Here is a 25,668-nt window from a genome sequence, read left to right as displayed (position 1 = left end):
GAGTGGATTTATTCATTCGCTTTTTTTATCCAATTTCTTTGATTTTTTCTTTAAAAGTAGTATAATAGAAAGACAATTAGCAGGCGATAATTGGTAGTTTATAGTTTTTTAAAAAGCTATCTATGGCGAGAAATAAAAGGAAAAACAACAATAGCCAGAATTATTCCAAGCGAAATTATGCTTCAAAAGGGCTTAAATACAACATTTTAGCGATTATTTTCTTTGCTTTGGGCGTGATCAGTATTATGGGATTGATAGGGGTTAACGATCCGTTCAGCGCAAGAATTCATTCGTTGATAAGGCTGCTTTTCGGGCATTTATTTATCCTGGCGCCCGTATTTTTGTTTCTTGGCGGACTTTCTCTTATTGCCAAAACCGCCGATAATAATAGCCAGATGCGGCGTTTTAATTATTCTCCGGTTATGCTTATAGCTTTTACCGTAGTGCTTTTGAGTTTTTTAGCTTTGGTAAACCTGCTGTTTTTCCCGCATGATTTCCGATCCGTTGCCGTAAATTATGGCGGCGGCGGTTATCTTGGTTTGATTTTTTCCATTATTTTAACTTCTTTTACCGGTCCGGCGGTAGCCAGCGTCATATTAATAATGGCGATTATTATTTTAACGCTTTTTATTTTTAATATTTCCCTTGAATCTTTTTTAAGCAGGATCGTTTATAATATTAAAGCTTTTTATAGCTATTACAGTTTCATTTCTCAAACTAAGAAAAACAAGAGAACGAAAGTAGAGGAAGAAAATTATAGAGATAATATTTCCGCGCTTGAAAAAGAAAACGCCAAAAAAAATGGTTTGGCGCCTTCTTTTAAAATAAAATCGCTTGAAGATAAAGAAAATGGGGAAGCGAATGAGCAGGAAAAGAATATTGGCGCGGAAAGTTTTGCCTATTCGGAAAAAATGGCTAAGAAAAAAGCTAGAATAATGGTTCAGTGGAGCAAATTCCCATTGGATCTTTTGGAAAGCGATTTTACCAGCGCTGATAGCGGCGATATTGACGGCAATGCTTCGATCATCGAAAAAACTTTATCAAACTTTGGCATTGAAGTAGAAATGGGAAAAGTGTTTATCGGGCCGACTGTAAGCCAATACACTTTTAAGCCGTCAGTGGGAGTGAAGCTTAGTAAGATCACCGCTTTGCAAAACGATCTGGCGTTAAGCCTGGCCGCGAGTTCCATTAGGATCGAAGCTCCGATTCCGGGTAAATCCCTGGTGGGAATAGAAATTCCCAATGTGTCCGCCGCCATCGTCCGGCTTAGGAATCTTTTGGAAACGTTTTCCAATTTTTATAAAAATGATTATTTTGCCTCGCTTAAAGTGGCGATGGGTTTGGATGTTTCCGGAAATCCGCACTGGGTTGATCTTGGCGGCTTGCCGCATTTATTGATCGCCGGTTCTACCGGAAGCGGAAAAACAATCTTTGTTAATAATTTGATAATGAGTTTGATCTATAATAATTCTCCTGATGCCCTGAAGCTTATAATGATTGATCCGAAAAGAGTGGAATTGACTTTGTATAATAGTATTCCTCATCTCCTGACGCCGGTGATCGTGGAGAATGAAAAAGCGGTGGGGGTTTTGAAATGGGTGGTCTCGGAAATGGAGAGGCGGTATATTGTGCTTGCTGAAGTTGGCAGCCGCGACATCGATTCCTATAATAAAAAAATGATCGCTTCCAAATCTGAGGATAAAGAACCTTTGCCTTATATCGTAGTGATCATTGATGAATTGGCGGATCTGATGGCGACTTTTCCCCGCGAAGTGGAAGCGGCGGTCGTGCGTTTGGCTCAAATGTCGAGAGCCGTGGGAATTCATTTAGTTATTTCAACCCAAAGACCATCAGTTAATGTCATTACTGGCTTGATTAAAGCCAACATTACGGCTCGCATCGCTTTTCGGGTAGCGAGCTTGATCGATTCCAGGACGATTTTGGATCATAGCGGCGCGGAAAAACTTTTAGGCCGGGGGGATATGCTTTATTTGGCGACAGGTACGGCCAAGCCTAAGCGTCTGCAAGGCTGTTTTGTTTCCGAGAACGAGGTTAAAAAAGTGGTAAAATGGCTCAAAGAGAATTACAAAGAAGGCGCGCAAATGCTCGATGAAAGCGTCATTGCCAAGGCTCCGGCTTCAAGTGTTGATTTTTCTTTGAGCAATAATGATGCCGGAGAGGATGAGCTTTATGAGCAGGCCAAAGAAATGGTGATCAGGTCAAAAAAAGCTTCAGCGTCTCTTTTGCAAAGGCGTTTTCGCGTGGGATATGCCAGAGCGGCGAGGCTTCTTGATCTTCTGGAAGAGCAGGGGATCATAGGGCCTTCTGATGGCGCAAAGCCTCGGACGATATTGGTCGCGGAAAGCGCGGCGAGCGATGGTTTGAATACGGAATTCAGAAACGATAGAGAAGTGGATATGGAGAAAAGGTAGAAATAAATAGTAAGTTTTGGTTTTAAAATTTTCAATTTACAAATCTCAATTTTCAATCAAATCTCAATTTTTAAATTTTCAAACGACAGTTTAAGTTTTTTTGAAAATTGAAAATTGGTGCTTGAAAATTAAATAACCGTGTCTTGGTTTACAACAAAAAAAGTGAAAGGGTCTGATACTCTTTCCGAAAAATTAATAGAAATTAGAACTGCCCAAAAAATAGACTTGGATAATCTTGCCGATAAAACCAAGATTACCAAGAAATATTTGGTTTATTTGGAAGATGGAAGGCTTGATAAGATGCCGGCGGAAATTTATGTGAAAGATTTTTTAAAAAAAATAGCCGATTTTTACGGCGTTGATGTAAAGGGCTTTCTCAGGCTTTATAAAAAAGAAGAGTGCATTAGGCGGAATATTGATAAAAATAATCATTCTTCCATTAATTTAAACTATGCCCCGACTTTTATCATCACTCCCCGCACCATTACCGCTTTAGCCGTAAGCATTATTTTGGTTTCTTTTGTGGTTTTTTTCGGCTATCAGGTCAGCGCGATTTTCAAAGGACCGGAGCTTTTGATAGATTTTCCCACCGACGAGCTCGTTGTGGATTTTACGCCTGTATTGGTCAAAGGCTCGGTTGGCGATCCTGATTCCGTTGTTTATATTAATGGAGAGGCGATAGGACTAAAAGACGGAAAAATCTTGGAAGAGATCAGTCTGACCCCGGGTTCTAATATAATTAAGATCTCGGCAACCAATAGATTTAAAAAAATAAGCGAAATTACGAGGACAGTGGTTTTAAAAGCAGAAAATAAAAAAGCGGCCGAAACCAATTTATTGTATCAGTACAAACAAACTCAAGCTTTAATAAAATAATTAAAATACCATGGTCATAGTTAAAGAAAAGGAAAAGGAGAAGGATGTAAAAAAGGCAAAAGTGGAGACAAATCCCAAAAATAAGCTGGCTGAAACAGCGGCGGAAGATATCAGGAAAAGATTCGGGGAAGGATCTATTATGAAATTGGGGGAAGCGCGGAAAATGAACGTGGAAGCGATCCCTACCGGATCGATCTCTCTTGATATCGCTTTGGGGATAGGCGGAGTGCCTAAAGGAAGGGTGATTGAAATTTTTGGCCCAGAATCCAGCGGTAAAACTACCTTAGCTCTCCATATTGTGTCTGAGGCTCAAAAACGCGGCGGTTTGGCGGCTTTTATCGACGCTGAGCATGCGCTTGATCCGGAATACGCGAAAAAAATCGGTGTAAAAATAAATGATTTGTTTATTTCTCAGCCTGATAATGGCGAGCAGGCTTTGGAAATAGTTGAAGCGCTGGTGCGTTCGAACAGTATTGATGTGATCGTGGTTGATTCGGTGGCGGCTTTGACTCCGAAAGCGGAAATTGAAGGCGAGATGGGAGATTCCCATATGGGTCTTCAGGCGCGGCTAATGAGCCAGGCTTTGAGAAAATTAACCGGAGCAATTTCTCGGACCAATACCACGGTTATTTTTATCAATCAATTGAGAATGAAAATAGGCGTGATGTTCGGCAATCCGGAAACGACGACCGGAGGCAATGCGCTGAAATTCTACGCTTCAGTCAGAATTGATGTCAGGAGAAAAGAGCAGATCAAGGAAGGGGATCGGGTCATAGGAAATCACACGATCGCCAAAATCGTGAAAAATAAAGTCGCTCCTCCTTTTCAGATAGCGGAATTCGATATTATTTACAACCAGGGAATTTCCAGGTTGTCCGATTTGATCGTTACCGGAGTTAAATATGGCGTAGTCCAGAAAGCCGGCACTTGGTTCTCCTTTGACGGACAAAAAATGGGACAGGGAATGGAAGCGAGCAAGAAATATTTGGAAGAGAATCCGAAAGTAGCTCCGGAGATCCAGAAACAGATAAAAGCGAAAATAGCGCTTGCGGCAAAATAATAGAAAATAAGATTAAAAATAACCCTCCATTTCCAGGAGGGTTATTTAGTATGTACTTTTTACTTATAGGAAGGCGATAAGAGCGCCATGGTTCTGGCTCTTTTGACCGCCGTGGCAATCTTTCTTTGATGCTTACTGCAAGAACCGGTTCTTTTCGGATTGATGATCTTGCCTCGCTGATTGATGAATTTTTTCAAAAGGGAAAGATTCAAAAAATCAACTTCTTCGATCCCATTAGTGCAAAAATAACATGTCTTTTTTTCTTCCGTGATCATAGTTTTTTAATTTTCTTTTAACGATTATGGTTTGATTAATTTGTATTAAAATGGCACTTCTTCGGTTGTTATTTCTCCTGAATTATCTTGAGGAGCAGCTTCCGCGGCCGGAGTCTCTTCTTTTGCTTCCGGCTTGTCGTAAGACGATGTTCCCTGGGTTTTTGGCCCCATTTGCATAGCCTCGGCGATGATTTCAGTGCGATATTTTTTAGTTCCGTCCTGTGCTTGCCAGGATCGGGTCTTGATACGCCCTTCGATCAGCACCATTTTGCCCTTGGTGAGATATTTACCGGCGATCTCCGCAAGCTTGCCCCACATTACTATATTGTGGAATTCAACTTCTTGATTTTTTTCTTTCGCTTGATTATACCAAACGCGATTGGTAGCGACAGAGAAACTTGCAACTTGCTGTCCGCTGGGGATCGTCCGCACTTCCGGATCTTTGGTTAGATTGCCTAAAACAAATACTTTATTAAGATTCATGATATAAATATTAATAGTTAGCGATTGTATTTACGCGTTTAATATTTGTTCCAGTTTTTCATCCAGTTCTTCGATCTCAGTTTTTTTGCCTTTGGATGGTTTTTCATCAAGCGAAATTTCTTTCTTAGTTTTTTTGGCTGTAACCGCTTCGTTGACGATGGTTTGAAGAGGCTCTATTTCTTTTTGTTCTATTTTTTCAGGTTTTTCGGAAATTTTTATATTTTTTGTTTTTTCTTTCTGCTGAGATTGCTCGGAGAAAACTTCAAAATTATATTTGGTATTTACAAATCTGGTAATTTTTTTATTCAATTTGATCTCCGCGTTTATCGTTTTAGTTACCGCCGCTTGGTTTTTTTCCGGTAATTCATAAACGACCGCGACATAAAAACCGTAAGAAACACGTTTTATCGGATAACCCAATCTGTGCTTGAAAAGCCTTACGTTTTGAGATTTTTTTATTTTTTCGAGTTCTTCAGTGCTTTTGTCCATTACCATCTGGTCTTCGAGCCCTGTCAAAGGCGTTTTAATAATTCCGCCCGCATCGGTAATTTTTTTATTAATATCGGAAATTATTTCTTCCAACGTTTTTGGGTCGGCAACATCCGAAGGGATGATATAGGTTAATTGATAGTGCATAAAAGATGTGTTAGATTATTGATTTTCGCGCCAAAATTCATTTAGATTGACACTTTATTTAATATGTTTATGTTAGCATAAAGAACTATTTTTGGCAAGGACTGAACCGTCTTAGCGGCAAGGAATTGGCGCAAAGATCGTGTAAACCAAAAATTAGCAGAGAACCCTTTTTATCTTATAATATTAGCTCTTTTTTGATATTCATCCTGAAGTTTTTTATATAATTCTCGGGCATTTTCGTTTATATTCCTGGTTCCGTCAAGCTCTATGAGCAAGCGGTAGTGTTCTTTTTTTTGCATTTTTTTTATGGCCGAAAGGCAGTTTTCGCTTGAAAGCTGGAATTTCAGGCGGCGCTTGATCTGTTCTTCGCTGAACTTTTTTTCTTTTAATCTTTGCGCTTGCGTTGCGTTGTCGGTTTTTACCAGGATCATGTTCTCGTTAAAAAGGAAGGTAAGCTTTTGTTCCACGAGATTCGCCCCTTCGATGATAAAAATGCCTTTTCCCGTTTCTTCCAGTTTTTTTCTCAAGAGATACAAAATCGGTTCCAGGATGATTTCCGTCAATTGTTCAAGCTTATCAGACGCTGAAAAAACAATGCTTCCGAGTTTGTAGGTGTCGACACTGGTGTTTTTTCTCAATAAATCCGCGCCGAATTTTTTCGCCACTTGCTTGCGGATATCCAGGAATCGGGGAGTTTGATCGCTGCTGTAAATTTTTTTCCCAAGTTCGTCAAGGCTGATATGGTATATTTTTATGGCTTTTGGATCATCGTTTTTTTCTGAAAGCCCTTGGATTTTTTTAGCGATAGTTGTTTTTCCCGTGCCCATTCCTCCGGTTATTCCTATTAATAATTGTTCGCGCAGCCGCAATTGCAGAGCTTCTCTGGTCAGGGCGGAAGCGAAATATTTCGCGTTTAGCCCCCATTTTGTAAAATTTTTTAAATTATCGGAAGAAACATTTATAAGCTGGGGGTCGGTTTGAGCGATAAGAATGGTTTTTGGGTTTCCGCTGAACAAAGAATTGACTGTGGCAGTCCATGATTCCAATTCGAAGTCTTGATGATTACGTATTCCTTTGACGAACATTTGGATATTCTGTTCGTATAAATAGTCGGCAATGATGCTGGAATAGAGGACTATTTTTATTCTTTTTTTATATTTTTCAGGAATGGTTTTTTCGACTAAAAACGCTTTTTCTTCGGGAGAAAAGGCGTAAGTATTTTGTTTCTCTTTATTGAGTCCGATGATAATATAGAGAAAAAATTCGGGGTGAAGCTCAAGAAAAGAAATTATCGTCGATAGATGTCCGTTGTGGAACGGGTCGAAGCTTCCGGGAAAAGCGGCAATAAATTTTTTTTCAACTTTTACCATAAAAGGAAAAAATATTTTAAATTTTAAACTCTATTACGTCTCCGTCTTGCACGATATACTCTTTGCCTTCGGTGCGGAGGATTCCCAGTTCCGCGGACGCGCTCCAGCTCCCGGCTTCAAGCAGTTTTTGCCAGTTGATCACTTCGGCACGGATGAACTTTTTTTCAAAATCAGTATGGATGGCGGTGGCGGCTTGGGGCGCTTTTGAGTCTTTTTTTACGGTCCAGGCGCGAGTTTCGTCTTTGCCAGTCGTAAGATAAGTGACGAGACCCAGAAGTTCGTAAGATTTTTTTATCAATTTATCAATGCCGTCCTCGTTTATTCCCAGGTCTTTTTTATAGCTTGTTTTTTCTTCCTCGGAAAGTTCGGATAGATCCGATTCCATCTTTATGTCAACTGCCACATATGCCGCTTTGATGCCCAGGTCGGACAGTAATTTTTCCAATTTTTTCTCATCGGTGGACGCTTCGATTTTTTTATTAAAAACGAAAAGCATCGGTTTGGCGGTTAAAAGCTGCATTTCTTTGATGAGTTTCTGCGCCGGCTCCTCAAAATCGGCGCCATACAGGAGCTTTCCTTTTTCCAAAAGAGTTTTGATGGCGGTCAGATTTTCCATTTCGATGACTTTATCTTTTTTCCCGGCTTTGGCTTCGCCAAGGATCTTTGCGATCCTTTTTTCCAAAACCTCCAGATCTTTTATAATTAATTCCGTATTGATCGTTTCGATGTCTCTTTTGGGATCCAGGTCTTTATCCACATGGATTATTTCTTTATCTTCAAATACGCGCACCACTTGGGCGATAGCGTCTACTTCGCGGATATTGGCTAGGAATTGGTTGCCTAAGCCCTCGCCTTTATTGGCGCCGCGGACGAGTCCCGCGATATCGACAAATTCAACGGCAGTCGGCACGATTTTTGCCGATTCGGACATCTTGGCCAGTTTTTCGAGACGCATATCCGGCACTTTTACCACTCCGACATTCGGATCAATGGTGCAAAAGGGATAATTGGCGATATTTACTTGTTTTTTGGTCAAGGCTTTGAAAAGAGTGGATTTCCCCACATTTGGCAGGCCCACGATACCGATAGAGAATGACATAAGATTAATCTTAAATTATAAACTTGTGATATATAAACTTGTGATACTTTGAAAATTTCTTTAAAGACGTTCGGCAGGTACTATTTGCTATTAATCGTTTTTTCGTGCCTCACTCGAATTTTGGCTTTTTGGTAACTTGAAGTAAATACCTGTTTGATGTTATCGCCAAAATGCGCTTTTGCAGAAATTTTCAAAGCATCACGGTAATATTTGTTTGAATAGCTATTAAAATCTATCAAATTTTGGCTAAGATGTCAATAAAAAAGGCGATAAGGCCATGAGTCGAATTGTTTAAATTTATAAATTTTGTGTTTTGTTATAAAAATGGTAAAATTAAAAAGGCAATAGTATAAATTAATTATAGTTATATGGAAACAAAAGAGAATATCGCAGCAGAAAATAATTGGTACAGGAAAACCGCCAATGAAATTTTTGAAATGCTTGATTCAAGCGAATATGGCTTGACTAAGAAAGAAGCGGAAAAAAGAATTGGAGAATATGGTTTCAATAAATTGCCGGAGGCGAAAGTTGACAGTTTGGCGGTTATTTTTTTCCGGCAATTTCAAAGTTCGCTGATCTATATTTTAGTTGCCGCGGCTTTGGTAGTTTTTGCAATGGGCGAAACCGCGGACGGCATTATTATTTTTGCCGTGCTTTTTTTTAACGCGATCGTCGGAACGATCCAAGAAGGAAAAGCGCGAAATACGCTTCTGGCTTTAAAAAAATTCATAGAAACTCTGGCGACAGTCATGCGCGACAATAAAGAAATGATCATCAAAAGCGTTGATTTGGCGCCGGGCGACATTATTTTTATTCAAGAAGGCGAGAAAGTTCCGGCAGACGCAAGGATTCTTTCCGCCAACGCGCTTAAGGTAAATGAAGCGAGCCTTACCGGAGAATCGGAGCCGGTTTTAAAAAATAGCGCCGTACTGGAAATTGAAAATTTGCCGGTGGCGGATCAAAGGAATATGATTTTTAGCGGTACGAATATTGTAAACGGCAATGGCAAAGCAATAGTCATCGCTACCGGATTGGCTACGGAATTCGGCAAGATAGCGCAAAAAATCACCGACATCAACACTGAGCTTCCTTTGAAAAAAAATATTCATTATCTTTCTCGGCTGATCGTGTTTGCCGTTTTTATTATCAGTTCTTTTATTATAATTTATGGCGTTTCCATGGGAAATTCATTGAAGGAAATGTTTATGGTTGCCGTTGCTTTATCTGTTTCCGTGATTCCCGAAGGACTTCCGATTGTCATGACTTTGGTTTTAGCAATGGGTGTTCAAAGAATGAGCAAGCGCAATGTGCTGGTTAAAAAGCTTCAAGCGGTGGAAGCGCTGGGGCAGACGAGAATTATCGCGGTTGATAAAACAGGCACATTGACCAAAAACGAATTGATTATTCAGAAAGTTTACGCGGACAATAAGTTTTTTGAAGTGAAAGGAATCGGATATGAGCCAAAAGGCGAAATTAGTTTTAATGGTAAAGTGGTGGACCATTTGAATCACCCCGAGTTGATTTTGAGCGGCAAGATCGCGGCATTTTGCGCGAACGCGAGGCTGTCGCTGGTGGAAGAAACAAATACCTGGAATGTGTCCGGGGATCCGACCGAAGCGGCGATGCTGGTTTTTTCTAAAAAGATCGGATTCCATAAAAATGTTTTGGAAAGAGAAGCCTCGATAGTTTCAGAGCTTCCTTTCGATTATGTGCATAAGTATCACGCCAGCATGCGCGCCTTGGATGGGAAAAATTTTTTGTGCGTGGTGGGCGCTCCGGAAAAAGTTTTAGCGATGTGCAGGAAAGTATGGCATAAAGGAAAATCGGAAAAGTTTGCTTCTCATGAAAAAGAAGATCTGGATGCGGTATTTTTTGATCTGGCAAAACAAGGATTCCGCGTAGTAGCGTATGCGATAAACAGCGATGCCGGTAATTTTTTAAGTCATGATTCAATGCCGCCTCTCGCTTTTGTGGGATTTTTTGCCATCAAAGACGCTTTAAGGCCGGAAGTTATTCCGGCAATGAAAAAAGTCAGTTGCGCCGGTATGCGAGTGGTAATGATCACGGGGGATCATCCTTTTACCGCGGAAGCGATCGCGCGCGACGCGGGAATTTTTCACGATGGCGATATTACGATTACGGGAGAAGATATTGATATCATGGATGATGAAATTTTGTCAAAAAAACTTGCTTCTACGAGTGTTTTTGCGCGCGTTACTCCGGAGCATAAGCTTAGAATCATTCAAGCATATCGGAAGAGAGGGGAAATTGTGGCGATGACAGGAGATGGAGTGAATGACGCTCCATCGCTTGTCGCGGCGGATCTTGGCGTGGCAATGGGTAAAATTGGAACCGAAGTGGCGAAAGAAGCCTCGGATATTATTTTGCTCGATGATAATTTCGGCAGTATTGTTTCGGCGGCCGAGGAAGGAAGAAATATCTATAAGACTATAAAAAAAGTCGCTCTTTATCTTTTTTCCACAAGCGCGGGAGAAGTGTTTACGATTGTTGGAGCGATTGTTTTGGGATTCGGGCTTCCAATTTTACCGTCTCAGATCATTTGGCTTAATTTTGTGACCGATGGTTTTCTTGTTGTTTCTCTGGCAATGGAACCAAAAGAAAAAGGCTTGCTGAATGGAGCATTTAAGCGTCCCAATAAATATTTAGTCGATGGATTAATGCTGGAAAGAATGATACTTATGGCGCTTACAATGGCAATTGGAACACTTTATCTGTTTAGAGGGTATTTTGAAACTGATTTGGCAAAAGCCTGGACGGTTTCCCTTACGGTACTAGCGGTATTTCAGTGGTTTAACGCATGGAATTGCCGAAGCGAAGATAAATCGATTTTTCAGATGAACCCTTTTTCCAATAGATATCTTTTTGGCGCGATGTTCGTTGTAATCTCGCTTCAACTTGCCGCAGTATATGCGCCATTCATGCAAAAAATTCTAAATACTGTACCGCTGGAAACTTCCGATTGGTTGAAAATAATAATGGTTGCTTTTTCTATTGTTTTAGTTGAAGAAGTGCGGAAGTTTTTCCGACGAAGGGCAAAAGGGATCAATAACGTTTAACGCATTTAATTTAATCTTTAATTTATCCTCTTGAAACTAAAAAAGACAGATAACCGAAATATATAATAATAAAACATATGCCTTGCCATTTTTCCAGTATATGTTTTTTGCCGATAAACATAGCGAGAAATAGAAGAAAACTTGCGCCAATTGTCATAATCATATCTATATTATTTATCGGGTCAAAAGGCAGAGGGCTGATAATCGCGCTTGCCCCTAAGATAAAAAATATATTGAAAATATTGGAGCCCACGATATTGCCGACGGCAATTTCGGTATTACCTTGAAGGCTGGCAAGGATGTTTATGATCAGCTCCGGGGCTGAAGTTCCGAAAGCGACGACAGTGAGCCCGATGACCAGATCCGGGATCTTGAATCGTTTTGCCAGCGATGAAGCTCCATCGACAAGATAATCCGCGCCCTTGACCAAAAGAATAAGTCCCGCAATCACTAAAAGATAGGAATTCATATGTATTATTATTTTATCTAATTATTTTATTATTTAAACCTAGCAAATTTTGGCTTAGATGTCAAAAAAAGAAGCCAGGGGGGGGATAAAATCCCTGGCATTTTTAATTATTTTTTAGACTATTTCTTTATAGTACCTATTATTTCCATTTTTTCCCCTTCTATTCACTCCAAAGGCTTTGAATGTTATCGCTAGACTGCATCAATAAAAAGTAAATGTCAAGACAGGCTGAGCGTATAAGTGTTTACTATCTATTATCTCCGCTGCCGCCGAGCTTGCCTCTTTCCAGGCGTGAAAAGAGTTTTTTGATATTTTCCGCGGCAACGTTATCCAGAGATAATCCCAGCTCTGTGCTAAGCTGCGCTACATACCAAAGCACGTCGCCAAGCTCTTTGGTAATTTCCTGTTTTATTGTTTCGTCAATAATTCCGCCTTTATCGCGCAAGACTTTTTTGATCTTTTCCGCCACTTCGCCGGATTCACCGGCGAGACCCAAAGTGGGGTAGATAAAATTATTTCCCGCGTTTGGATATTTCGCGGTTTTGCGGGATTGGGTTTGATATTCTTCGAAAGTCATATTTGGAGAGCGGAAAGTAGAATGTAGAAGGTAGTTTAATTAACTTTTTACTACTCTCAACTTTCCACTTTCTACATTCAATTAATTATGGACAAATTATGCTTATATGATAAGATAATAGCATAAATATTGATAATTAAAAAGCATTATGAAAGCCATAATTTTAGCCGCCGGTGAATCAACCCGCTTATATCCGCTTACCCTGACCAAGCCTAAGCCGCTTTTGAAAGCGGCCGGTAAAACTATTTTAGAACATAACTTGATAGAGCTGGAAAGCTTGGTTGATGAAGTGATCATAGTGATCGGTTATAAGGAAGAAATGATAAAAAAACACGCCGGAGAAAATTTTGGGAAAATCAAATTAAATTATATAGAAGAAAAAGAACGCTTGGGCACGGCTCATGCTTTGGGAATGGTAGAAGGAAAAATTAAAGGAAGTTTTATTGTAATGAATGGCGACGATTTGTATCACAAAGAAGATATTAAGAATTGTTTGAAACATAAAAATTGCGTTTTGGCGAAAAAAGCTGAAGACCCGAGCCGGTTTGGCGTGCTTTTATTGGAAAATGGAAAAGTCAAAAAAATCGTAGAAAAACCAAAGGAGTTCGTTTTTGATCTGGCGAACACGGGCTTATACGTGTTGAGCGAAGAAATATTTGAGGCGATAAAAATGTCAAAAAATCAGTTAGAGGAGAATATGAACTGACTGATGCGGTAAGCGAATTGGCGGGTAAGACAGAAGTGGATTACGAAGAGGTGAAAGGTTTTTGGCACGCGGTAAGCTATCCGTGGAATTTATTGGAAGCTAATGAGTTTATGCTGTCCAGAAATAAGCCTATTAAAAGCAAAAAATCTATAATAGAAAAAGGCGCGATTTTAAAAGGCAAAGTTTCCATAGGCGTCAATACCTTAATTAAATCCGGAAGCTATATTGAAGGTCCGGTAATGATCGGTAAGAATTGCATAATCGGTCCGAATTGTTACCTTCGCGCTTTTACGGTAATTGGAAATAATTCTCACATAGGCAACGCGGTGGAAATCAAAAATTCTATCATCGGCGGCAATACGAATGTCGCGCATTTGTCTTATGTCGGCGATTCCATCATTGGCGATAATTGCAATTTGGGCGGCGGAACGATTACGGCGAATTTGCGGCATGACTGGAAAAATATCAAATGCATGATTAAAGGTGAGCTAAAAGACACTGGTCGGCAGAAACTCGGCGTAATTATGGGTGATAATTGCAAAACCGGTATCCATACTTCTCTCTATCCGGGAGTTAAAATTAATCCCGGATGCATGACTTTGCCGGGGGATATTGTTAAAAGGGATTTGGAGAAAAATAATTTTTAAATTTAAAAAATTAATTAAACAATAAAAAAACCTATGAAAATAAATCCAAATGTTTTTAGGAATTATGATATTCGAGGAGTAGCGGATATAGATTTAGATCCCGTGAAAGTTGAAGCGATCGGCAAAGGTTATGGAACTTTTTTAAGAAGAAAAAAAATTCGCCAAGCGGTAGTGGGATATGATTGTCGGCTAACCGGACCAGCCTATAAAACCGCTATGATAAAAGGATTGCGCGCTATGGGAGTCAGTGTTATAGATTTGGGGATAGTTATGACTCAGATGATGTATTACGCTCAATATCGCTATCAGACAAATGGCGGCGTGATGATTACCGCATCGCATAATCCGGCCAATTATAACGGAATGAAATTGGCGATAGGCTATTCTCAAACGACCGGTTCTCAAGAAGTGCAAGAAATAAGAAAAACCATTGAAGATGAAAATTATTTTAAATCCAGCGAGGAAGGCGGTTATGAAGAAAAAAATGTAACTGAAGATTATCAAAATGATGTTTTGAAAAGAATTGTTTTAAAGAAAAAATTCAAAGTAGTTGTTGATTCCGGATGCGGAACAACAGGAATGTATATTCCTGAAATACTCACAAAGGCTGGCTGCGAAGTTATTGGCAAAAATATAAATGTAGACGGAAGTTTTCCAGTTGGAACGCCTGATCCAACCTCGAAAAAAGTGGCTGACAGATTAGCAAAAGCGGTGTTGGAAAACAAAGCGGATTTGGGTGTAATGTTTGACGGAGATGGCGATAGGATCGGGATTGTGGACGAGAAAGGCCATATTCTATGGAATGATGTTTTGGTGGCGATATTCGCCAAAGAAATTCTAGAGCGTTTTCCGGGCTCAAAAATTGTTTTTAATACTCTTTGTTCGCAAATTGTCCGCGAAGTGGTAAAGCGGAACGGAGGCATACCGGTAATGTGGAAAACAGGACATACTTTTATCAAACAAAAAGTTGCCGAAGTGAGTGCGGCATTTGGCGGTGAATTATCCGGCCATTTTTTCTTTGCTGACAATGCTTATGGCCACGATGATGGCACTTATGCGGCATTACGAATAATGGAATATTTGGGAGAAAGAAATCTGACTTTGAGCCAGCTTTACGAAAGTTTTCCCAAATTTATTGCTTCGCCGGAAATTAAAATCGGCTGTTTGGATGAAAAAAAGGCTGAGGTAATTAAAGATTTATCGGTTAAATTTAAAAAAGATTTTCCGGACGCGGAAATTACTGATTCTAGAATTATACCTGATGATGACGGAACGCGAGCTGATTTTCCGGACGGAATGATGATATTCCGCTATTCGCAAAACGGTCCGTATATTACTGTAAAGTTTGAAGCAAAAGATCAGGCAAAATACGATGAACGGAAGAGATATGTAAAAAATCTTTTAAAAAGCTATCCGGATATGATTTGGGAAGATGATTTGTGCGTTAACCTTGAATCATTGGATTAAAAAAAATAATTTCTTAAAATTTATTACTATGTCCGAACAACCGACACAAGAATTTTTAAGCGAAGCGATGGATTTTTTGACGCCGATAATAAAACAGGCAGGGGGAATGGCTTTGGAAAGCTGGGATAAAATAGAAATATCAAAGCAAAAAGACAGCCGCGATATCGCGACGAAAGCCGATGTTGAAATAGAAAACTTTCTTAAAGAAAAAATTATAGGCAAATGGCCGGATCATGGATTTTGGGGCGAGGAAGGGGAGCGCGTGAATGCCAAATCGCCCTATCAATGGCTGGCGGATCCTATAGATCAAACAAAACTTTACGCCAAACAGACGCCGATTTTTTATGTTCATATTGCTTTACGGTTTGAAAAAAAAACAGTATTGGGGCTAATATATAATCCGGTCTCAAAACAGCTTTTTTCCGCTTTTGAGGGTAACGGGGCTTTCCTGAATAATAAATTGATTTTACCGAAGTCCCCGGTTTCTTTTGATAGAGCGATTATTGATGTGGATTTTCGCAGTTTTAGAGATAAGGAACAAAAAGAAAGAGAATGGATGCTGGAAAAACTTAATAAAATTATAGAAAAAAGCTATAGGACAAGAATGAGCGGAGGAGCCTTAAATATATACCTTGTTACTGGCGCTTTTGACGCTTATGTCAGAATTGAAGATGAAACTAAATTACAGGATGTGGCGCCGAGGATTATTATTATGCGAGAAGCAGGCTATAAAACAGAATGGATAAAAAATAATTTTGACAAAAAAATACTGATTGTTGCTCAAGAACCGCTTTTGTCGGAAATAAAAAAAATAATAAATGACTAGTATTTTATACTAATACGCTTAAATAATTTCATTATTTTTGTCATTCCCGCGGAGGCGGGAATCCAGTTTATCTCAATAAACAATATCTTTAGTATAATTATTCGGATAATCAAAGTGAAAAGCGTGCCGGAAAAATTGGAAGAGATTGAAAAAAAATATTCCGACGGGAAGATAATAAAGCTTGACGGGCTGACCGTGGAATATTCGGACTGGTGGTTTAATTTAAGGGGCTCAAACACTGAGCCGGTTATTCGCTTGAATCTGGAATCTCGAAGCAGGGGGTTAACAGAAGAAAAAGTTAAAGAAGTTTCCGGTTTGTTAAAAGAATAATTATTTTTTCAGTAAACATAAAAACAATCCTGATTATCCGGGATTGTTTTTATATATTAAATTAATTGCGGTATCATAATATCAGTCCGATTTTTTCTTTCACTTCTTGCATTGTGGCGCGGGCGACTTTGCGGCTGCGTTCGGCTCCATCAGCCAGAACTTTTTTAATATATTCTGGTTTGGCTTCCAATTCTTGGCGCTTGGCGCGGAATGGGGCGAAATAATCAGCGATATCAGAGGCTAAGGTTTCTTTGAGTTGGCTGTATTTAACCGTTCCTTTTTTGTGTTCAGCAAAGAAAGTTTCGTAATGTTCTTTTTTACCCAAGATCTCCAGAAGTAAAAATAAGTTTTTTGTTGCTGGCGTGACCTCTTTGCTAATGCCGGTATCGGTAACCGCTTTCTTCAACTTTTCTTTAATCGTTTCCGGCGAGTCGTTGATCCCGATATATGATTTCGACCCTGCGGATTTACTCATTTTTTTAGCCGGATCAAGCAAGCTCATAATTTTCGGTGTTTCGGTCAGCAAAGCCTCAGGTTCGGGGAAAGTTTCACCGAATTTGTTATTGAAAGCGTGAGCGATATTGCGGGTAAACTCCAGATGCTGGACTTGGTCTTGTCCTACCGGCACCAAACCGGCTTTGTAAATTAAAATATCCGCAGCTTGAAGCACGGGATAATCGAAAAGCCCCACATTAATATTTTCATTTTGTCTTTGCGCCTTGTCTTTGTATTGTGTCATTCTTTCGAGCAATCCCATCGGTGTGATGGTGTTAAATATCCAAGCCAATTCCGTATGTTCCGGAATTTGCGATTGAATGGCGATCGTGCACTTTTTGGGATCTAGCCCCGCGGCTAGCATATCCAAAGCCAGATTCATGATCTGCTCCGGTTTTTTCTTAGGATCGTAATTTTCCGTGATCGAGTGGTAATCGGCAATAAAGAAAAAACATTCGTACCTGCCTGCCGGTGAGGCAGGTTTGTTTTGCAGTTCTACGAAATTTTTCAAAGCTCCCAGATAATTGCCGATATGCAATTCTCCCGATGGCTGAATAGCGCTAAAAACACGGCTGTTTGTTTTGTTTGTCATAGTTTTTGTTATTATATGTTAATTATACTGGATTTATAAATTTAATCAATCAAAAACAGATGAGGGAGCCGGCTTTTAGCAAGCCCCCTTCATTTCTTCCAGTTGGAAATAACCTTCGCCTTTTGTCATATCAATATGCTTGGTTTTTTTATATTTTTTGCCGCAGTCTAAGCATATGTAAAATATTCCCGGCGCGAACGCTCCTTGTCCCGGCGAAACAAGCATTCCATCGCAGTATGAACAAAATTTATCTTGGTTAATTCCAATTTTTAATTCCAGGGTTCTAAAATCATTCGGTGTAATCGGAATGATCCCTTTTTCCTCCATATTTTTTCCTCCCCGTTTTGATTTATTTGGAACAATGAAAATTTTGTTTCATTATTCCGTTTTAAGCCAAAATAAAAGCCGCCCGGTTTCGCCGGGCGGCTAAAGAATATTTAAAGTATTCAGTGTTTTATAATGTTTTTTTTAAAACAAAACGAGCCCTGGCGAAAATCGTTGAGACATGCCAATGCCAGCCGGAATTAGCCGGGCTTATGGATGAGCTTATTAATTTTGTTTTAGAAATTGATCTCATGAAATTATTAAATATATTCTTAGTATATATGAAAATAAAATTTTGTCAACGGGAGGCAATTAAAACCGCCCGGATTTGTCGAGCGGGTCTAAAATGTGTGAATGAGCAAGTACCGGTTTTATTTACCTTTTATGAAAAAACAGCGAGATCAGACTTGTGACTACAGTTAAAGAACCGATGATCATAAGCATTTCAGGCAAAGATCTTTGGCTCTGTAACATTAATCCAACGACAAATAAAATAATTCCAAGGTAGACCGGTCTTAAGCCGCCTGAACAGCAAAGACCATGCCCGCCTCTGTCCTCTCCTTTATTTCCATTCATATTGTTGAATTTATTAAATTATTAATTATGTCTATATTATACCGTAAATAGAAAATATGGTCAAATGAGTCAATAGCTCGGCGGTGGAAAACTAAATAGTTTCAAGAAAAGTCGTTATAATATCGTAAAACCTAGTCAGGCTTTTTATTTATACTTACTCATTATATTGAAACTTTTTTAATTAATAGTTTTTCGGCTTCCAGTAAATATTTAATATTCAATTGGCTGATATTATCGGAGTCTGAATGATAGACGGTCATTATTTTTTCAAAATCGCCCAGTAACACGATGATCTTATTTTCTAATTTTTTTACACTCTTGATCGGAAAAGTCAGGTGAATCATATTTTTATCGCGATAAATATTTGTTTTGCCGCTTCCGACTCCATCTACCACGATTATTTTTTTTGATTTTTCTAAAATATTTTTATATTTTTTTTCGAATTCTCTATAGCCGTGTCCCCAATAGGTAGGTTTATCATAAGATAATTCTTCATTGCCGCTAAAAACATAAAGCGTTTTGGATAATGTTTCAGGATGATCAATAATAGATTTCATTAAGACAGCTACTCCAGAAGCGTTGTCAGTGGCTCCTTTTCCGATAGAATCATAGTGGGCAAAAACAATTACTTCAGGATTTTTTTGATTGCCAATAAGGATATTTTGAGATTGATATTTATAGGGTGTTACTTTAACCTCACCGGTTATTTTGTTTGCCTTTATGATTTTTTGCAGATCTTTTCTGTAAATTGCTATAGCCGGAGCAAAATAATGATTGCTTAGAGATATATCCAGACATTTTGGGTTAAAATTTATATTCGGTAGTTCTAAAAAACAAACTGAAGGAGTTAGTGAACTAATTAGATGTTCTTTGTCATTAATTTTTCCACTGACAAAAGAACAGCTTTTGCAGTTGATTTTTTTGCCATTCGCGAACAAGCTTGCTTTTTTGGATAATGGAATTTTAGTGGAAAATTCATGAACAGAATAAGAAATTTTGTTTTTATCCAAAACAGAAATGATAAGTTTAGCCGCTTTTTTTTCATTTTCACCTTGTCGCGAGGAAAATTTGATAAAATTCGAGATAAATTGTAATATATTAAATTGTTTTTTCATATTTTTTACTTTTTTAGTATATCACGATTAGGCGAGGATTACAAAAAAATAAGGATATCAATTTTGATATCCTTTTAATGTTTCAATTTTTTCAGTATTCTCGTGGAGAAAATTTTATTTTGTCCTTTATTTTTCCCGAATACCATGATAGTTCCGGTTTTGAAGGAAGGTGTATTATTAAAGGTTGTTTGCCTGTAATTTCTACAACTTTTCTCCATGCCGGCAAAAACACTTTTTCTTTGAAATTTCTTAATTGTTTTATCGCCTCCGCTTTTTGGGAAAAGGGAGAGTGAAAGTCTTCATATAGAACCCCATTGAAGACAAACAACGCAAGAAATGCAGCGTAGTTGTTTACCGCTTTTTCTCCTTGGTTTTTTATCCAATCCGAGATATCTATATATGCTTTCGCGTCTTCTTCGGAAAAAACTGCTTCTCTGATCCTGTGATGAAATTCCACTAGAGGTTCTCCTTGCGTAGTAGATATTTCTTCAAAGCTTTTATTTTCAATTTCCAACAGGCTATTTATTAGGTTATATTCGCCTTCCGCAAAGGTTAGTCGGCAAAGATCAATTTTTGCTTGATTTCGCGTTGAGAAGGTATCTTTGATATACTCTATCCATTTGGGATTAAATCCACCTTGTATGGCTATATCTTTATATTTCTCATCTTCTTTGCGAGCAGAAGCGATGTTTCGCCAAAGATACGCATTAGGTTTATCGCCATTCAGAGATGGTAATGGTGGTTCTATGTTTTTCCATAATTCGGATTTTATTTTTTTCATAATTATTGGAAAATTTTCCGAACTCTTTCTTTTAATGATTTCTTTTGTTGCTTCTAAGGGAGAAATATACACTTCTTCCTCATTATTTTTTAAAGGTGCTATTAGTACCACTTATTGATTCCTCCGTTAATTTTTTATATATCGAATAAACAGATTCCGCAACCTTTTGTTGCAGAAGCAAAGCAGAATTTTATCAGCCTTACTTCTGAAACAAACAAAAAAACCGCCTTTCGCCGGACAGTTTGATAAAAATCAGTATTATCCAAAACTTATTTTCTCAAAACAAAAACTTGCCCGACTAGATAGCGGTAGCGCAACAAAGACAGGAAATTTTGGCAATTGATTTTGTTTGAGAATCATTTTTCATATTAACTATATTATACACGAAGGATAAATTCTGTCAATAGCCCTTTAAGTGTTTTTATAATATCGGTTTTCCTCCCTCGATATTTTTCATTTCTTTATGATAGGTATCGGAGATTATGCGGCGAGTTTCTATCGGATGAGTGATTTGTCTCAGTGTCATTCCTTGGTCTTCGGCGGCGGTTTGGATTTTGATATTCCCAAACTGGAAATAGGTGGCAACCAGACCGGAAACCTCGCTGGCAATATCTTGAATTTGACTGTACCTCAATTCAGTTACGGTTCGGCGAAAAAATCCTTTTTGTTCTATGGAAATAATTCTTTGGCTGGTAATTATCCAAAGATCAAGATAATAATCGATGATAGCATAAAACAAGAGGAAAGAGAGGCAGAGATAATAAAGACCGACGATAAAAATGAATAGCCTTGTGAAAATTTCGGTATACGGAATTTCCACGACTAAAGGCAGAAAAAAATAAACAAAGATAGGAACCAAGAAAAGCACGGCGATCGTAAGGACAAAGCCCAATAAAACTATCCAGTGCCGGCGCTTGACCAATAGAATTTCCTCTCCGTCATATTGACCGGGGAATGTGATTTTTTTTATTTCTTCAGGGTTGACGATTGTTGTCAGGCTCATATTTATTGTTGAAAAAAAATAGGACTATTCTTTAGCGCGTTTTGAATCATCGCGGTTAATTTTAATTTATCCCAAGGAACATTTAAAAAGCTCCAAGCGGTAAATAAGATTAGGAGTATGGAAACGGCAAAAAATAAGGCGATTATTTTTTTTGTAAAGTCGCCGGCGATCCCGTATCTTTTTAAATGAAACAAGATAGACGCGGATAATGCCGCATAGATCAGTAGGGGAATGATAAGAATGAGGATATAAAACATGGAATTTAGATATTATGATATTGGATATTAGAAAATTGTTTGTTAGCGCATTAGGTTTTTAATATTTCAATATTCTAATATCGCAATATTTTTTAATTGATTCTATTACACTTCGATGATCATTGGTAACACCAATGGCCTTCTTTGAGTTTTGGTATATAAAAACTCTCCGATGATATCGCGCAAGTTATTCCTGACATAAGCCCAATTGATCGATCCTTCGCCCTGGGTTTTGATCGTAATAATGTCTCGGACCTTCTTTTTTGTTTCGTTCAGAAGATCGGTAGATTCTTTCATATAGATAAATCCTCGGGAGATTATATCCGGCTCTCCTACGATTTTTTTAGTTTTACTGTCCACGATGATGATAATCGTGAATATTCCGTCTTTGGCCATGGCTTGGCGGTCGCGCAGCACTATTTCTCCGACGTCTCCCACTCCCAAACCGTCTACCATAATATAGTCAGTTGGGACCTTTTCTTTCGTTAAATGAATGCTTTTTTGAGTAAGTTCGACGACGCTGCCGTTATCGGGTATGATAATATTTTGCGGGTCTATACCCGTTGATTCCGCCAGTTCGCTATGAACTTTTCTCATATAGTAATTGCCATGGATCGGGATGAAAAAATTCGGATGAGTGAGGTTCATCATCATTTTCAGATCTTCCCTGTAAGCATGTCCGCCGGCGTGGACGTCCATCATTTTGTAATGGATGATTTTTGCGCCTTGGCGGCAAAGAGTATCTTTCAATCCCTGGACTGTTCTTTCGTTTCCCGGAACTACGGAAGAGGAAAAGATTATCGTGTCGCCTTTTTGTATATTGACGCTGCGATGCTCGTGATTGGCGATTCTCATCAGCATGGCGTTGCTTTCTCCCTGCGCGCCTGTGCCGATCACCACCACCTGACCGTTGGGATATTTATTTACATCTTGTATTTTAATGAGAGTTCCTTTTTTAACATGGACATAGGAAAGCTGTTTGGCGATTTCGAGATTGGTTTTCAGGGAATATCCGTCCAAGGCGACTTTTCTTCCATGCTGTTCAGCCAGAGTGATAATATGCTGGATCCTTGAGATAAGCGAAGAAAAAGTAACGGCAATAATTCTTCCTTGGGCTTTTTCAAAAACGCGCCCCAGTGTTTCCATGATCGTTTGCTCGCTGACCGAATGCCCGGGGGTTTCCGCGTCAGTGGAATCACTCATTAGGAGCGAAACGCCGCGCTTTCCCAGTTCGGCGATCCTGCCAATATCGGCCGGCGCGTCATTAACCGGCGAAAAGTCGAATTTAAAATCTCCGGTATACATAATTAGCCCGACCGGAGTAAATATTGCGATTCCAATCCCGTCTGGAATATTGTGATTGATATGGAAAAATTCAATATGGAATCTTCCCAAGTCCAGCTTATCGTTTCTTGTAACGGTGTGGAGGTTCAATTTTACGTGATCCGGATAATCATCTTCCCTTTTCTTGATAATGCCGATCGTCAAAGGCGTGGCAAAAATAGGCGGGTTTCCCAGCGGCCGGATCAAGTGGGGGATAGCGCCGATATGGTCGTAGTGGCCATGAGTAATGATCACTCCTCTTATATTCTTTTCTTTTCCTTTGAAGTAAGAAATATCCGGAATGATATAATCAATGCCGGGCATATCTTCCTCGGGAAACTGCAAGCCCATATCAATAATAATTATATCGTTGCCATATTCAAAAGCCGTCATATTGCGCCCGACTTCTTCGAGACCGCCCAAAGGAATTATTCTTACGGCAGCAGTGCCGTGTCCGGGGTAGCGCAGAACAGGTTGTTTTGTGGGCATCAAGTTTTGTTTAAAAGCCGCGTTGGATTGTTTTCCCGGCGCGAAAGGCTGTTTAATAGCCGAAACGGGCCGTTGAAATCTTTTTTGTATCATCATAAATTTAGTTGTTTTTCTAATTTTCCATCTGTGTCTCAAAATACACGATAGAAAAATTTAATTATGAATTATTTGTAAATGTAAGATTTACAATGAAAAACGTAAAGTGACAGATAAAAATTTTAGATTTTAAATTATCGTTTTTAGTTTTTCGTTTTTATTTTTTAATTTGTTAAAATTGTTGTGGGGATGGAGAGACTCGAACTCTCAAGGCCTAAGGCCATACGCTTCTGAAGCGTACGTGTATACCAATTCCACCACATCCCCAAGGCAGTTTTTCATTATAAAATTAATGAGAAGCTTAGCTTAATCTGCCACGCGGCGGATTAAAAATTCAAAAATTTTAACTTGCCGTCCCATATCCTTTTTTTCATAAGCGACCAGGAGTTAGCGCTGGCGAATCTGTCGGCCGGAAGAACGACGATTTTTGTGTCCATTCCCTCCATGCCGGTTTTAGCCCAGTAGCTCATATATCGATTGAAGAGAAAAACCGCCGGCGCATCATCGACAATTTGTGTCTGAAAGGCGGCCAGCAATTCCGTTTTTTTGTCAGCATCGAATGTTTGCCGCAGATCTTCCAGAATTTTGTCCGTGTCTTTATTTGAGTAAAGAGCCAGATTTAGGCCGGGCGCTTTTATTTCCGAAGAATGCCAGAAAATAAAAGGATCGGGCGAGATGCTTAGTATTTCTCCAAAAAGCAGCGCTTCATATTCTCTGTTTCTGATCACCGATTGTATCTCGTCCGCGCTTAGAATGTTAAGATTTACTTTTATTCCGCCTTTTTGCCATTGTTCTTTCAGGACCTCCGCTGATTTTTTTAGTTCCGGCGAATCTGAGGTGGTCAAAGTAATTTCCAGAGGGATATTTTCCATTTCTACCTTGGGTTTTATTTTACTGCCCAGCGGAGGCGGAATGGCTTCTTTTTTGAATTCTTTTCCTCTTATTCCGTCTTCTCCTTGCGCCCATCCGGAATTAGTCAGGATCGTATTCGCATAAGCGGGGTCAAAGGCATAAATTTTAGTCTGGGTATTGTATTCTTTCAGGGTGGGGGGGATCGGCGTTTCGGTTTTTTGGCCGTTATTTTTTAAGGCCTCGCTTATAAGAGCATCTTTATCGGTCAGATAATTGATGGCCAGGCGGACATTTTTTTCGGTTAATGCTTTTGCTTTCTCTTGGTTAAAAAATACGGCAAAGTATCCCGGAGTTTTAAAATTGTATTTTTTGATATCCGGTTTTACGATTTCCGCTTCTTTTTCTTCGCTAACGTAAGCAGTCGCGTCGATCAATTCGCTATTGACGGCGCTAAGAAGGGAGTTTTGGCTGTCGAAGAACTTAAAAGCAAGTTTTTCAATGAAAGGTTTTTTGCCGTAATAGTCGTTATTTTTTTTAAGGGTTAAGGAAACGATATTTCCGTTCGCGTCTTTGGTAAAACTGTCGAAAATATATGGCCCGGAACCGATCGGTTTGACATTGTATTGGGCCAAAGGAGTATTTTCGGAACTAATATAGCGCCAAATATGGCTTGGCAGGATCCCGAAAGTAAGATTTTGCAAGAACGGTTCATAAGGCGACCTTAAGGACAGCTTTATCGTATAGTCATCGATTTTTTCAGTTTCTATGCCCACCAAATTTCCCCTGAGGGAGCTTTTGTAATTTGGGTTTTGAATCGCTTTGATAGTGAACAAAATATCATCGGCGGTTAAAAACTTATCATTTTCTTTTGTCAGCTGATCGCTTCCGTGATCATGCCAAAATATATTATTTTTGATTTTTATCGTGTAAATTTTTTTGTCTTCGGAAATGCTGTATTCTTGAACCGCGTCCGGTTTTAATTCTCCGTTTTGGTCGGGAGCGAACAAAGACGAAAAAACCAGTTTTGCCAAATCCGTATCGGCGTCTTTGGACTGGGAAAAAAGAGGATTGATATAGCGCGGATTGCCGATAATCCCTTCAGTCCAGGTGCCGCCGTTTGCCGGAACGATAATTGTTTTCGCAAGCCAAAAGTTATAATATAGTTTGGCGCTCGCGACCAGCATTGCCAAGAATAACAATAAAACCAGTATCTTTTCTATGCGGCTGAGAGCGGTAAAAGTTTTACTGATAAGCGTCCAGGCAAAAGAAAGCTTTCCTTTGCCGGAAGGCACGGAAAAATTATCCGGATATTTTAAATTCGGAAGATTCTTTCTTTTGTTTTTTAAAATACGAAAAATATTTATAGATTTTATCCCCGCTGTTGGCTATGATATCATGCTTTAGGAAGCATATTCCGTTATTCGGCAGATTTAGC

General features: G+C 39.1%; 24 protein-coding genes and 1 tRNA gene. 9 read left to right on the top strand and 16 right to left on the bottom strand.

Annotated elements, in window-relative coordinates:
* The first annotated feature begins 122 nt into the window (after positions 1 to 122).
* The 3 genes from Q8N37_03160 to recA all read left to right on the top strand — a co-directional run bounded on the left by Q8N37_03160 (position 123) and on the right by recA (position 4,368).
* On the top strand, positions 123 to 2,432 hold the full coding sequence (locus tag Q8N37_03160; protein MDP3057492.1) for a DNA translocase FtsK: 2,310 nt from the start codon (positions 123 to 125) through the stop codon (positions 2,430 to 2,432).
* 138 nt (positions 2,433 to 2,570) lie between these two features.
* Positions 2,571 to 3,308 carry a helix-turn-helix domain-containing protein gene (locus Q8N37_03155; GenBank protein ID MDP3057491.1) on the top strand — a complete coding sequence of 246 codons (738 nt, stop codon included), beginning with the start codon at positions 2,571 to 2,573 and terminating at the stop codon, positions 3,306 to 3,308.
* 10 nt (positions 3,309 to 3,318) lie between these two features.
* Positions 3,319 to 4,368: a recombinase RecA gene (gene recA / locus Q8N37_03150; protein ID MDP3057490.1), complete on the top strand. Its 1,050-nt coding sequence runs from the start codon at positions 3,319 to 3,321 to the stop codon at positions 4,366 to 4,368.
* 59 nt (positions 4,369 to 4,427) lie between these two features.
* On the opposite strand, the gene rpsR is transcribed toward recA, so the two are convergent.
* The 5 genes from rpsR to ychF all read right to left on the bottom strand — a co-directional run bounded on the left by rpsR (position 4,428) and on the right by ychF (position 8,231).
* Positions 4,428 to 4,643 carry a 30S ribosomal protein S18 gene (gene rpsR, locus Q8N37_03145; protein MDP3057489.1) on the bottom strand — a complete coding sequence of 72 codons (216 nt, stop codon included), beginning with the start codon at positions 4,641 to 4,643 and terminating at the stop codon, positions 4,428 to 4,430.
* Between the two features lie 45 nt (positions 4,644 to 4,688).
* Positions 4,689 to 5,126, bottom strand: a complete 438-nt coding sequence (locus Q8N37_03140) for a single-stranded DNA-binding protein (protein ID MDP3057488.1) — start codon at positions 5,124 to 5,126, stop codon at positions 4,689 to 4,691.
* 30 nt (positions 5,127 to 5,156) lie between these two features.
* Positions 5,157 to 5,762 (bottom strand): hypothetical protein, encoded by a 606-nt coding sequence (locus Q8N37_03135; protein ID MDP3057487.1) that lies wholly within the window; start codon positions 5,760 to 5,762, stop codon positions 5,157 to 5,159.
* A 170-nt stretch (positions 5,763 to 5,932) separates the two neighbouring features.
* Complete coding sequence (coaE, locus tag Q8N37_03130; protein MDP3057486.1) at positions 5,933 to 7,132, bottom strand: dephospho-CoA kinase; 1,200 nt, start codon at positions 7,130 to 7,132, stop codon at positions 5,933 to 5,935.
* Between the two features lie 16 nt (positions 7,133 to 7,148).
* Entirely contained in the window at positions 7,149 to 8,231 is a 1,083-nt protein-coding gene (ychF, locus tag Q8N37_03125) for a redox-regulated ATPase YchF (GenBank protein MDP3057485.1), read from the bottom strand.
* A gap of 368 nt (positions 8,232 to 8,599) precedes the next feature.
* Between ychF and Q8N37_03120 the strand changes: the two genes are divergently transcribed.
* A complete protein-coding gene (locus Q8N37_03120) occupies positions 8,600 to 11,308 on the top strand; it encodes an HAD-IC family P-type ATPase (GenBank protein MDP3057484.1) in 2,709 nt (902 codons plus the stop codon).
* Positions 11,309 to 11,330: 22 nt separating this feature from the next.
* Here Q8N37_03120 and Q8N37_03115 read toward each other — a convergent pair whose 3' ends face one another.
* Both Q8N37_03115 and Q8N37_03110 read right to left on the bottom strand, forming a co-directional pair.
* Complete coding sequence (locus tag Q8N37_03115) at positions 11,331 to 11,777, bottom strand: hypothetical protein (GenBank protein ID MDP3057483.1); 447 nt, start codon at positions 11,775 to 11,777, stop codon at positions 11,331 to 11,333.
* Positions 11,778 to 12,024: 247 nt separating this feature from the next.
* Positions 12,025 to 12,354 (bottom strand): nucleoside triphosphate pyrophosphohydrolase family protein, encoded by a 330-nt coding sequence (locus tag Q8N37_03110; GenBank protein ID MDP3057482.1) that lies wholly within the window; start codon positions 12,352 to 12,354, stop codon positions 12,025 to 12,027.
* 148 nt (positions 12,355 to 12,502) lie between these two features.
* Between Q8N37_03110 and Q8N37_03105 the strand changes: the two genes are divergently transcribed.
* The 5 genes from Q8N37_03105 (at position 12,503) to Q8N37_03085 (ending at position 16,330) form a co-directional block, all read left to right on the top strand.
* Entirely contained in the window at positions 12,503 to 13,060 is a 558-nt protein-coding gene (locus tag Q8N37_03105; GenBank protein MDP3057481.1) for a sugar phosphate nucleotidyltransferase, read from the top strand.
* A gap of 17 nt (positions 13,061 to 13,077) precedes the next feature.
* Complete coding sequence (locus Q8N37_03100; protein ID MDP3057480.1) at positions 13,078 to 13,707, top strand: DapH/DapD/GlmU-related protein; 630 nt, start codon at positions 13,078 to 13,080, stop codon at positions 13,705 to 13,707.
* A gap of 33 nt (positions 13,708 to 13,740) precedes the next feature.
* On the top strand, positions 13,741 to 15,174 hold the full coding sequence (locus Q8N37_03095) for a phosphomannomutase/phosphoglucomutase (GenBank protein ID MDP3057479.1): 1,434 nt from the start codon (positions 13,741 to 13,743) through the stop codon (positions 15,172 to 15,174).
* Positions 15,175 to 15,202: 28 nt separating this feature from the next.
* Positions 15,203 to 16,000 carry an inositol monophosphatase family protein gene (locus Q8N37_03090; GenBank protein ID MDP3057478.1) on the top strand — a complete coding sequence of 266 codons (798 nt, stop codon included), beginning with the start codon at positions 15,203 to 15,205 and terminating at the stop codon, positions 15,998 to 16,000.
* A 114-nt stretch (positions 16,001 to 16,114) separates the two neighbouring features.
* On the top strand, positions 16,115 to 16,330 hold the full coding sequence (locus tag Q8N37_03085; GenBank protein MDP3057477.1) for a hypothetical protein: 216 nt from the start codon (positions 16,115 to 16,117) through the stop codon (positions 16,328 to 16,330).
* Positions 16,331 to 16,403: 73 nt separating this feature from the next.
* Here Q8N37_03085 and trpS read toward each other — a convergent pair whose 3' ends face one another.
* From trpS to Q8N37_03040, 9 genes are all read right to left on the bottom strand, one after another.
* Entirely contained in the window at positions 16,404 to 17,417 is a 1,014-nt protein-coding gene (gene trpS / locus Q8N37_03080; protein ID MDP3057476.1) for a tryptophan--tRNA ligase, read from the bottom strand.
* Between the two features lie 75 nt (positions 17,418 to 17,492).
* Entirely contained in the window at positions 17,493 to 17,744 is a 252-nt protein-coding gene (locus tag Q8N37_03075) for a hypothetical protein (protein ID MDP3057475.1), read from the bottom strand.
* Between the two features lie 372 nt (positions 17,745 to 18,116).
* Positions 18,117 to 18,317 (bottom strand): hypothetical protein, encoded by a 201-nt coding sequence (locus tag Q8N37_03070; protein MDP3057474.1) that lies wholly within the window; start codon positions 18,315 to 18,317, stop codon positions 18,117 to 18,119.
* A 161-nt stretch (positions 18,318 to 18,478) separates the two neighbouring features.
* Positions 18,479 to 19,432: a M28 family peptidase gene (locus Q8N37_03065; GenBank protein ID MDP3057473.1), complete on the bottom strand. Its 954-nt coding sequence runs from the start codon at positions 19,430 to 19,432 to the stop codon at positions 18,479 to 18,481.
* A 91-nt stretch (positions 19,433 to 19,523) separates the two neighbouring features.
* Positions 19,524 to 20,213, bottom strand: a complete 690-nt coding sequence (locus Q8N37_03060) for a hypothetical protein (protein ID MDP3057472.1) — start codon at positions 20,211 to 20,213, stop codon at positions 19,524 to 19,526.
* A gap of 421 nt (positions 20,214 to 20,634) precedes the next feature.
* Positions 20,635 to 21,216: a PH domain-containing protein gene (locus Q8N37_03055; GenBank protein ID MDP3057471.1), complete on the bottom strand. Its 582-nt coding sequence runs from the start codon at positions 21,214 to 21,216 to the stop codon at positions 20,635 to 20,637.
* A 362-nt stretch (positions 21,217 to 21,578) separates the two neighbouring features.
* Positions 21,579 to 23,381 (bottom strand): ribonuclease J, encoded by a 1,803-nt coding sequence (locus tag Q8N37_03050; GenBank protein ID MDP3057470.1) that lies wholly within the window; start codon positions 23,379 to 23,381, stop codon positions 21,579 to 21,581.
* Positions 23,382 to 23,565: 184 nt separating this feature from the next.
* A tRNA-Leu gene (locus Q8N37_03045) sits at positions 23,566 to 23,648 on the bottom strand.
* A gap of 59 nt (positions 23,649 to 23,707) precedes the next feature.
* Positions 23,708 to 25,525, bottom strand: coding sequence for a peptide ABC transporter substrate-binding protein (locus tag Q8N37_03040; GenBank protein ID MDP3057469.1), 1,818 nt, complete (start codon positions 25,523 to 25,525; stop codon positions 23,708 to 23,710).
* Positions 25,526 to 25,668 lie beyond the last annotated feature (143 nt).

The organism is bacterium (assembly GCA_030693205.1).
Taxonomy (GTDB): domain Bacteria; phylum Patescibacteriota; class Minisyncoccia; order JAHIHE01; family JAHIHE01; genus JAHILZ01.
The sequence above is the reverse complement of the archived record's forward strand: the minus strand, read 5'-3'. Positions and strand labels throughout refer to the sequence as shown.

Bases quoted from the DNA above. Each gene is read 5' to 3' on its own strand.
- Q8N37_03160 (MDP3057492.1), top strand. From the start codon at position 123: ATGGCGAGAAATAAAAGGAAAAACAACAATAGCCAGAATTATTCCAAG.
- recA (MDP3057490.1), top strand. From the start codon at position 3,319: ATGGTCATAGTTAAAGAAAAGGAAAAGGAGAAGGATGTAAAAAAGGCA.
- rpsR (MDP3057489.1), bottom strand. From the start codon at position 4,643: ATGATCACGGAAGAAAAAAAGACATGTTATTTTTGCACTAATGGGATC.
- Q8N37_03140 (MDP3057488.1), bottom strand. From the start codon at position 5,126: ATGAATCTTAATAAAGTATTTGTTTTAGGCAATCTAACCAAAGATCCG.
- Q8N37_03135 (MDP3057487.1), bottom strand. From the start codon at position 5,762: ATGCACTATCAATTAACCTATATCATCCCTTCGGATGTTGCCGACCCA.
- coaE (MDP3057486.1), bottom strand. From the start codon at position 7,132: ATGGTAAAAGTTGAAAAAAAATTTATTGCCGCTTTTCCCGGAAGCTTC.
- ychF (MDP3057485.1), bottom strand. From the start codon at position 8,231: ATGTCATTCTCTATCGGTATCGTGGGCCTGCCAAATGTGGGGAAATCC.
- Q8N37_03120 (MDP3057484.1), top strand. From the start codon at position 8,600: ATGGAAACAAAAGAGAATATCGCAGCAGAAAATAATTGGTACAGGAAA.
- Q8N37_03115 (MDP3057483.1), bottom strand. From the start codon at position 11,777: ATGAATTCCTATCTTTTAGTGATTGCGGGACTTATTCTTTTGGTCAAG.
- Q8N37_03110 (MDP3057482.1), bottom strand. From the start codon at position 12,354: ATGACTTTCGAAGAATATCAAACCCAATCCCGCAAAACCGCGAAATAT.
- Q8N37_03105 (MDP3057481.1), top strand. From the start codon at position 12,503: ATGAAAGCCATAATTTTAGCCGCCGGTGAATCAACCCGCTTATATCCG.
- Q8N37_03095 (MDP3057479.1), top strand. From the start codon at position 13,741: ATGAAAATAAATCCAAATGTTTTTAGGAATTATGATATTCGAGGAGTA.
- Q8N37_03090 (MDP3057478.1), top strand. From the start codon at position 15,203: ATGTCCGAACAACCGACACAAGAATTTTTAAGCGAAGCGATGGATTTT.
- trpS (MDP3057476.1), bottom strand. From the start codon at position 17,417: ATGACAAACAAAACAAACAGCCGTGTTTTTAGCGCTATTCAGCCATCG.
- Q8N37_03075 (MDP3057475.1), bottom strand. From the start codon at position 17,744: ATGGAGGAAAAAGGGATCATTCCGATTACACCGAATGATTTTAGAACC.
- Q8N37_03070 (MDP3057474.1), bottom strand. From the start codon at position 18,317: ATGAATGGAAATAAAGGAGAGGACAGAGGCGGGCATGGTCTTTGCTGT.
- Q8N37_03065 (MDP3057473.1), bottom strand. From the start codon at position 19,432: ATGAAAAAACAATTTAATATATTACAATTTATCTCGAATTTTATCAAA.
- Q8N37_03060 (MDP3057472.1), bottom strand. From the start codon at position 20,213: ATGAAAAAAATAAAATCCGAATTATGGAAAAACATAGAACCACCATTA.
- Q8N37_03055 (MDP3057471.1), bottom strand. From the start codon at position 21,216: ATGAGCCTGACAACAATCGTCAACCCTGAAGAAATAAAAAAAATCACA.
- Q8N37_03050 (MDP3057470.1), bottom strand. From the start codon at position 23,381: ATGATGATACAAAAAAGATTTCAACGGCCCGTTTCGGCTATTAAACAG.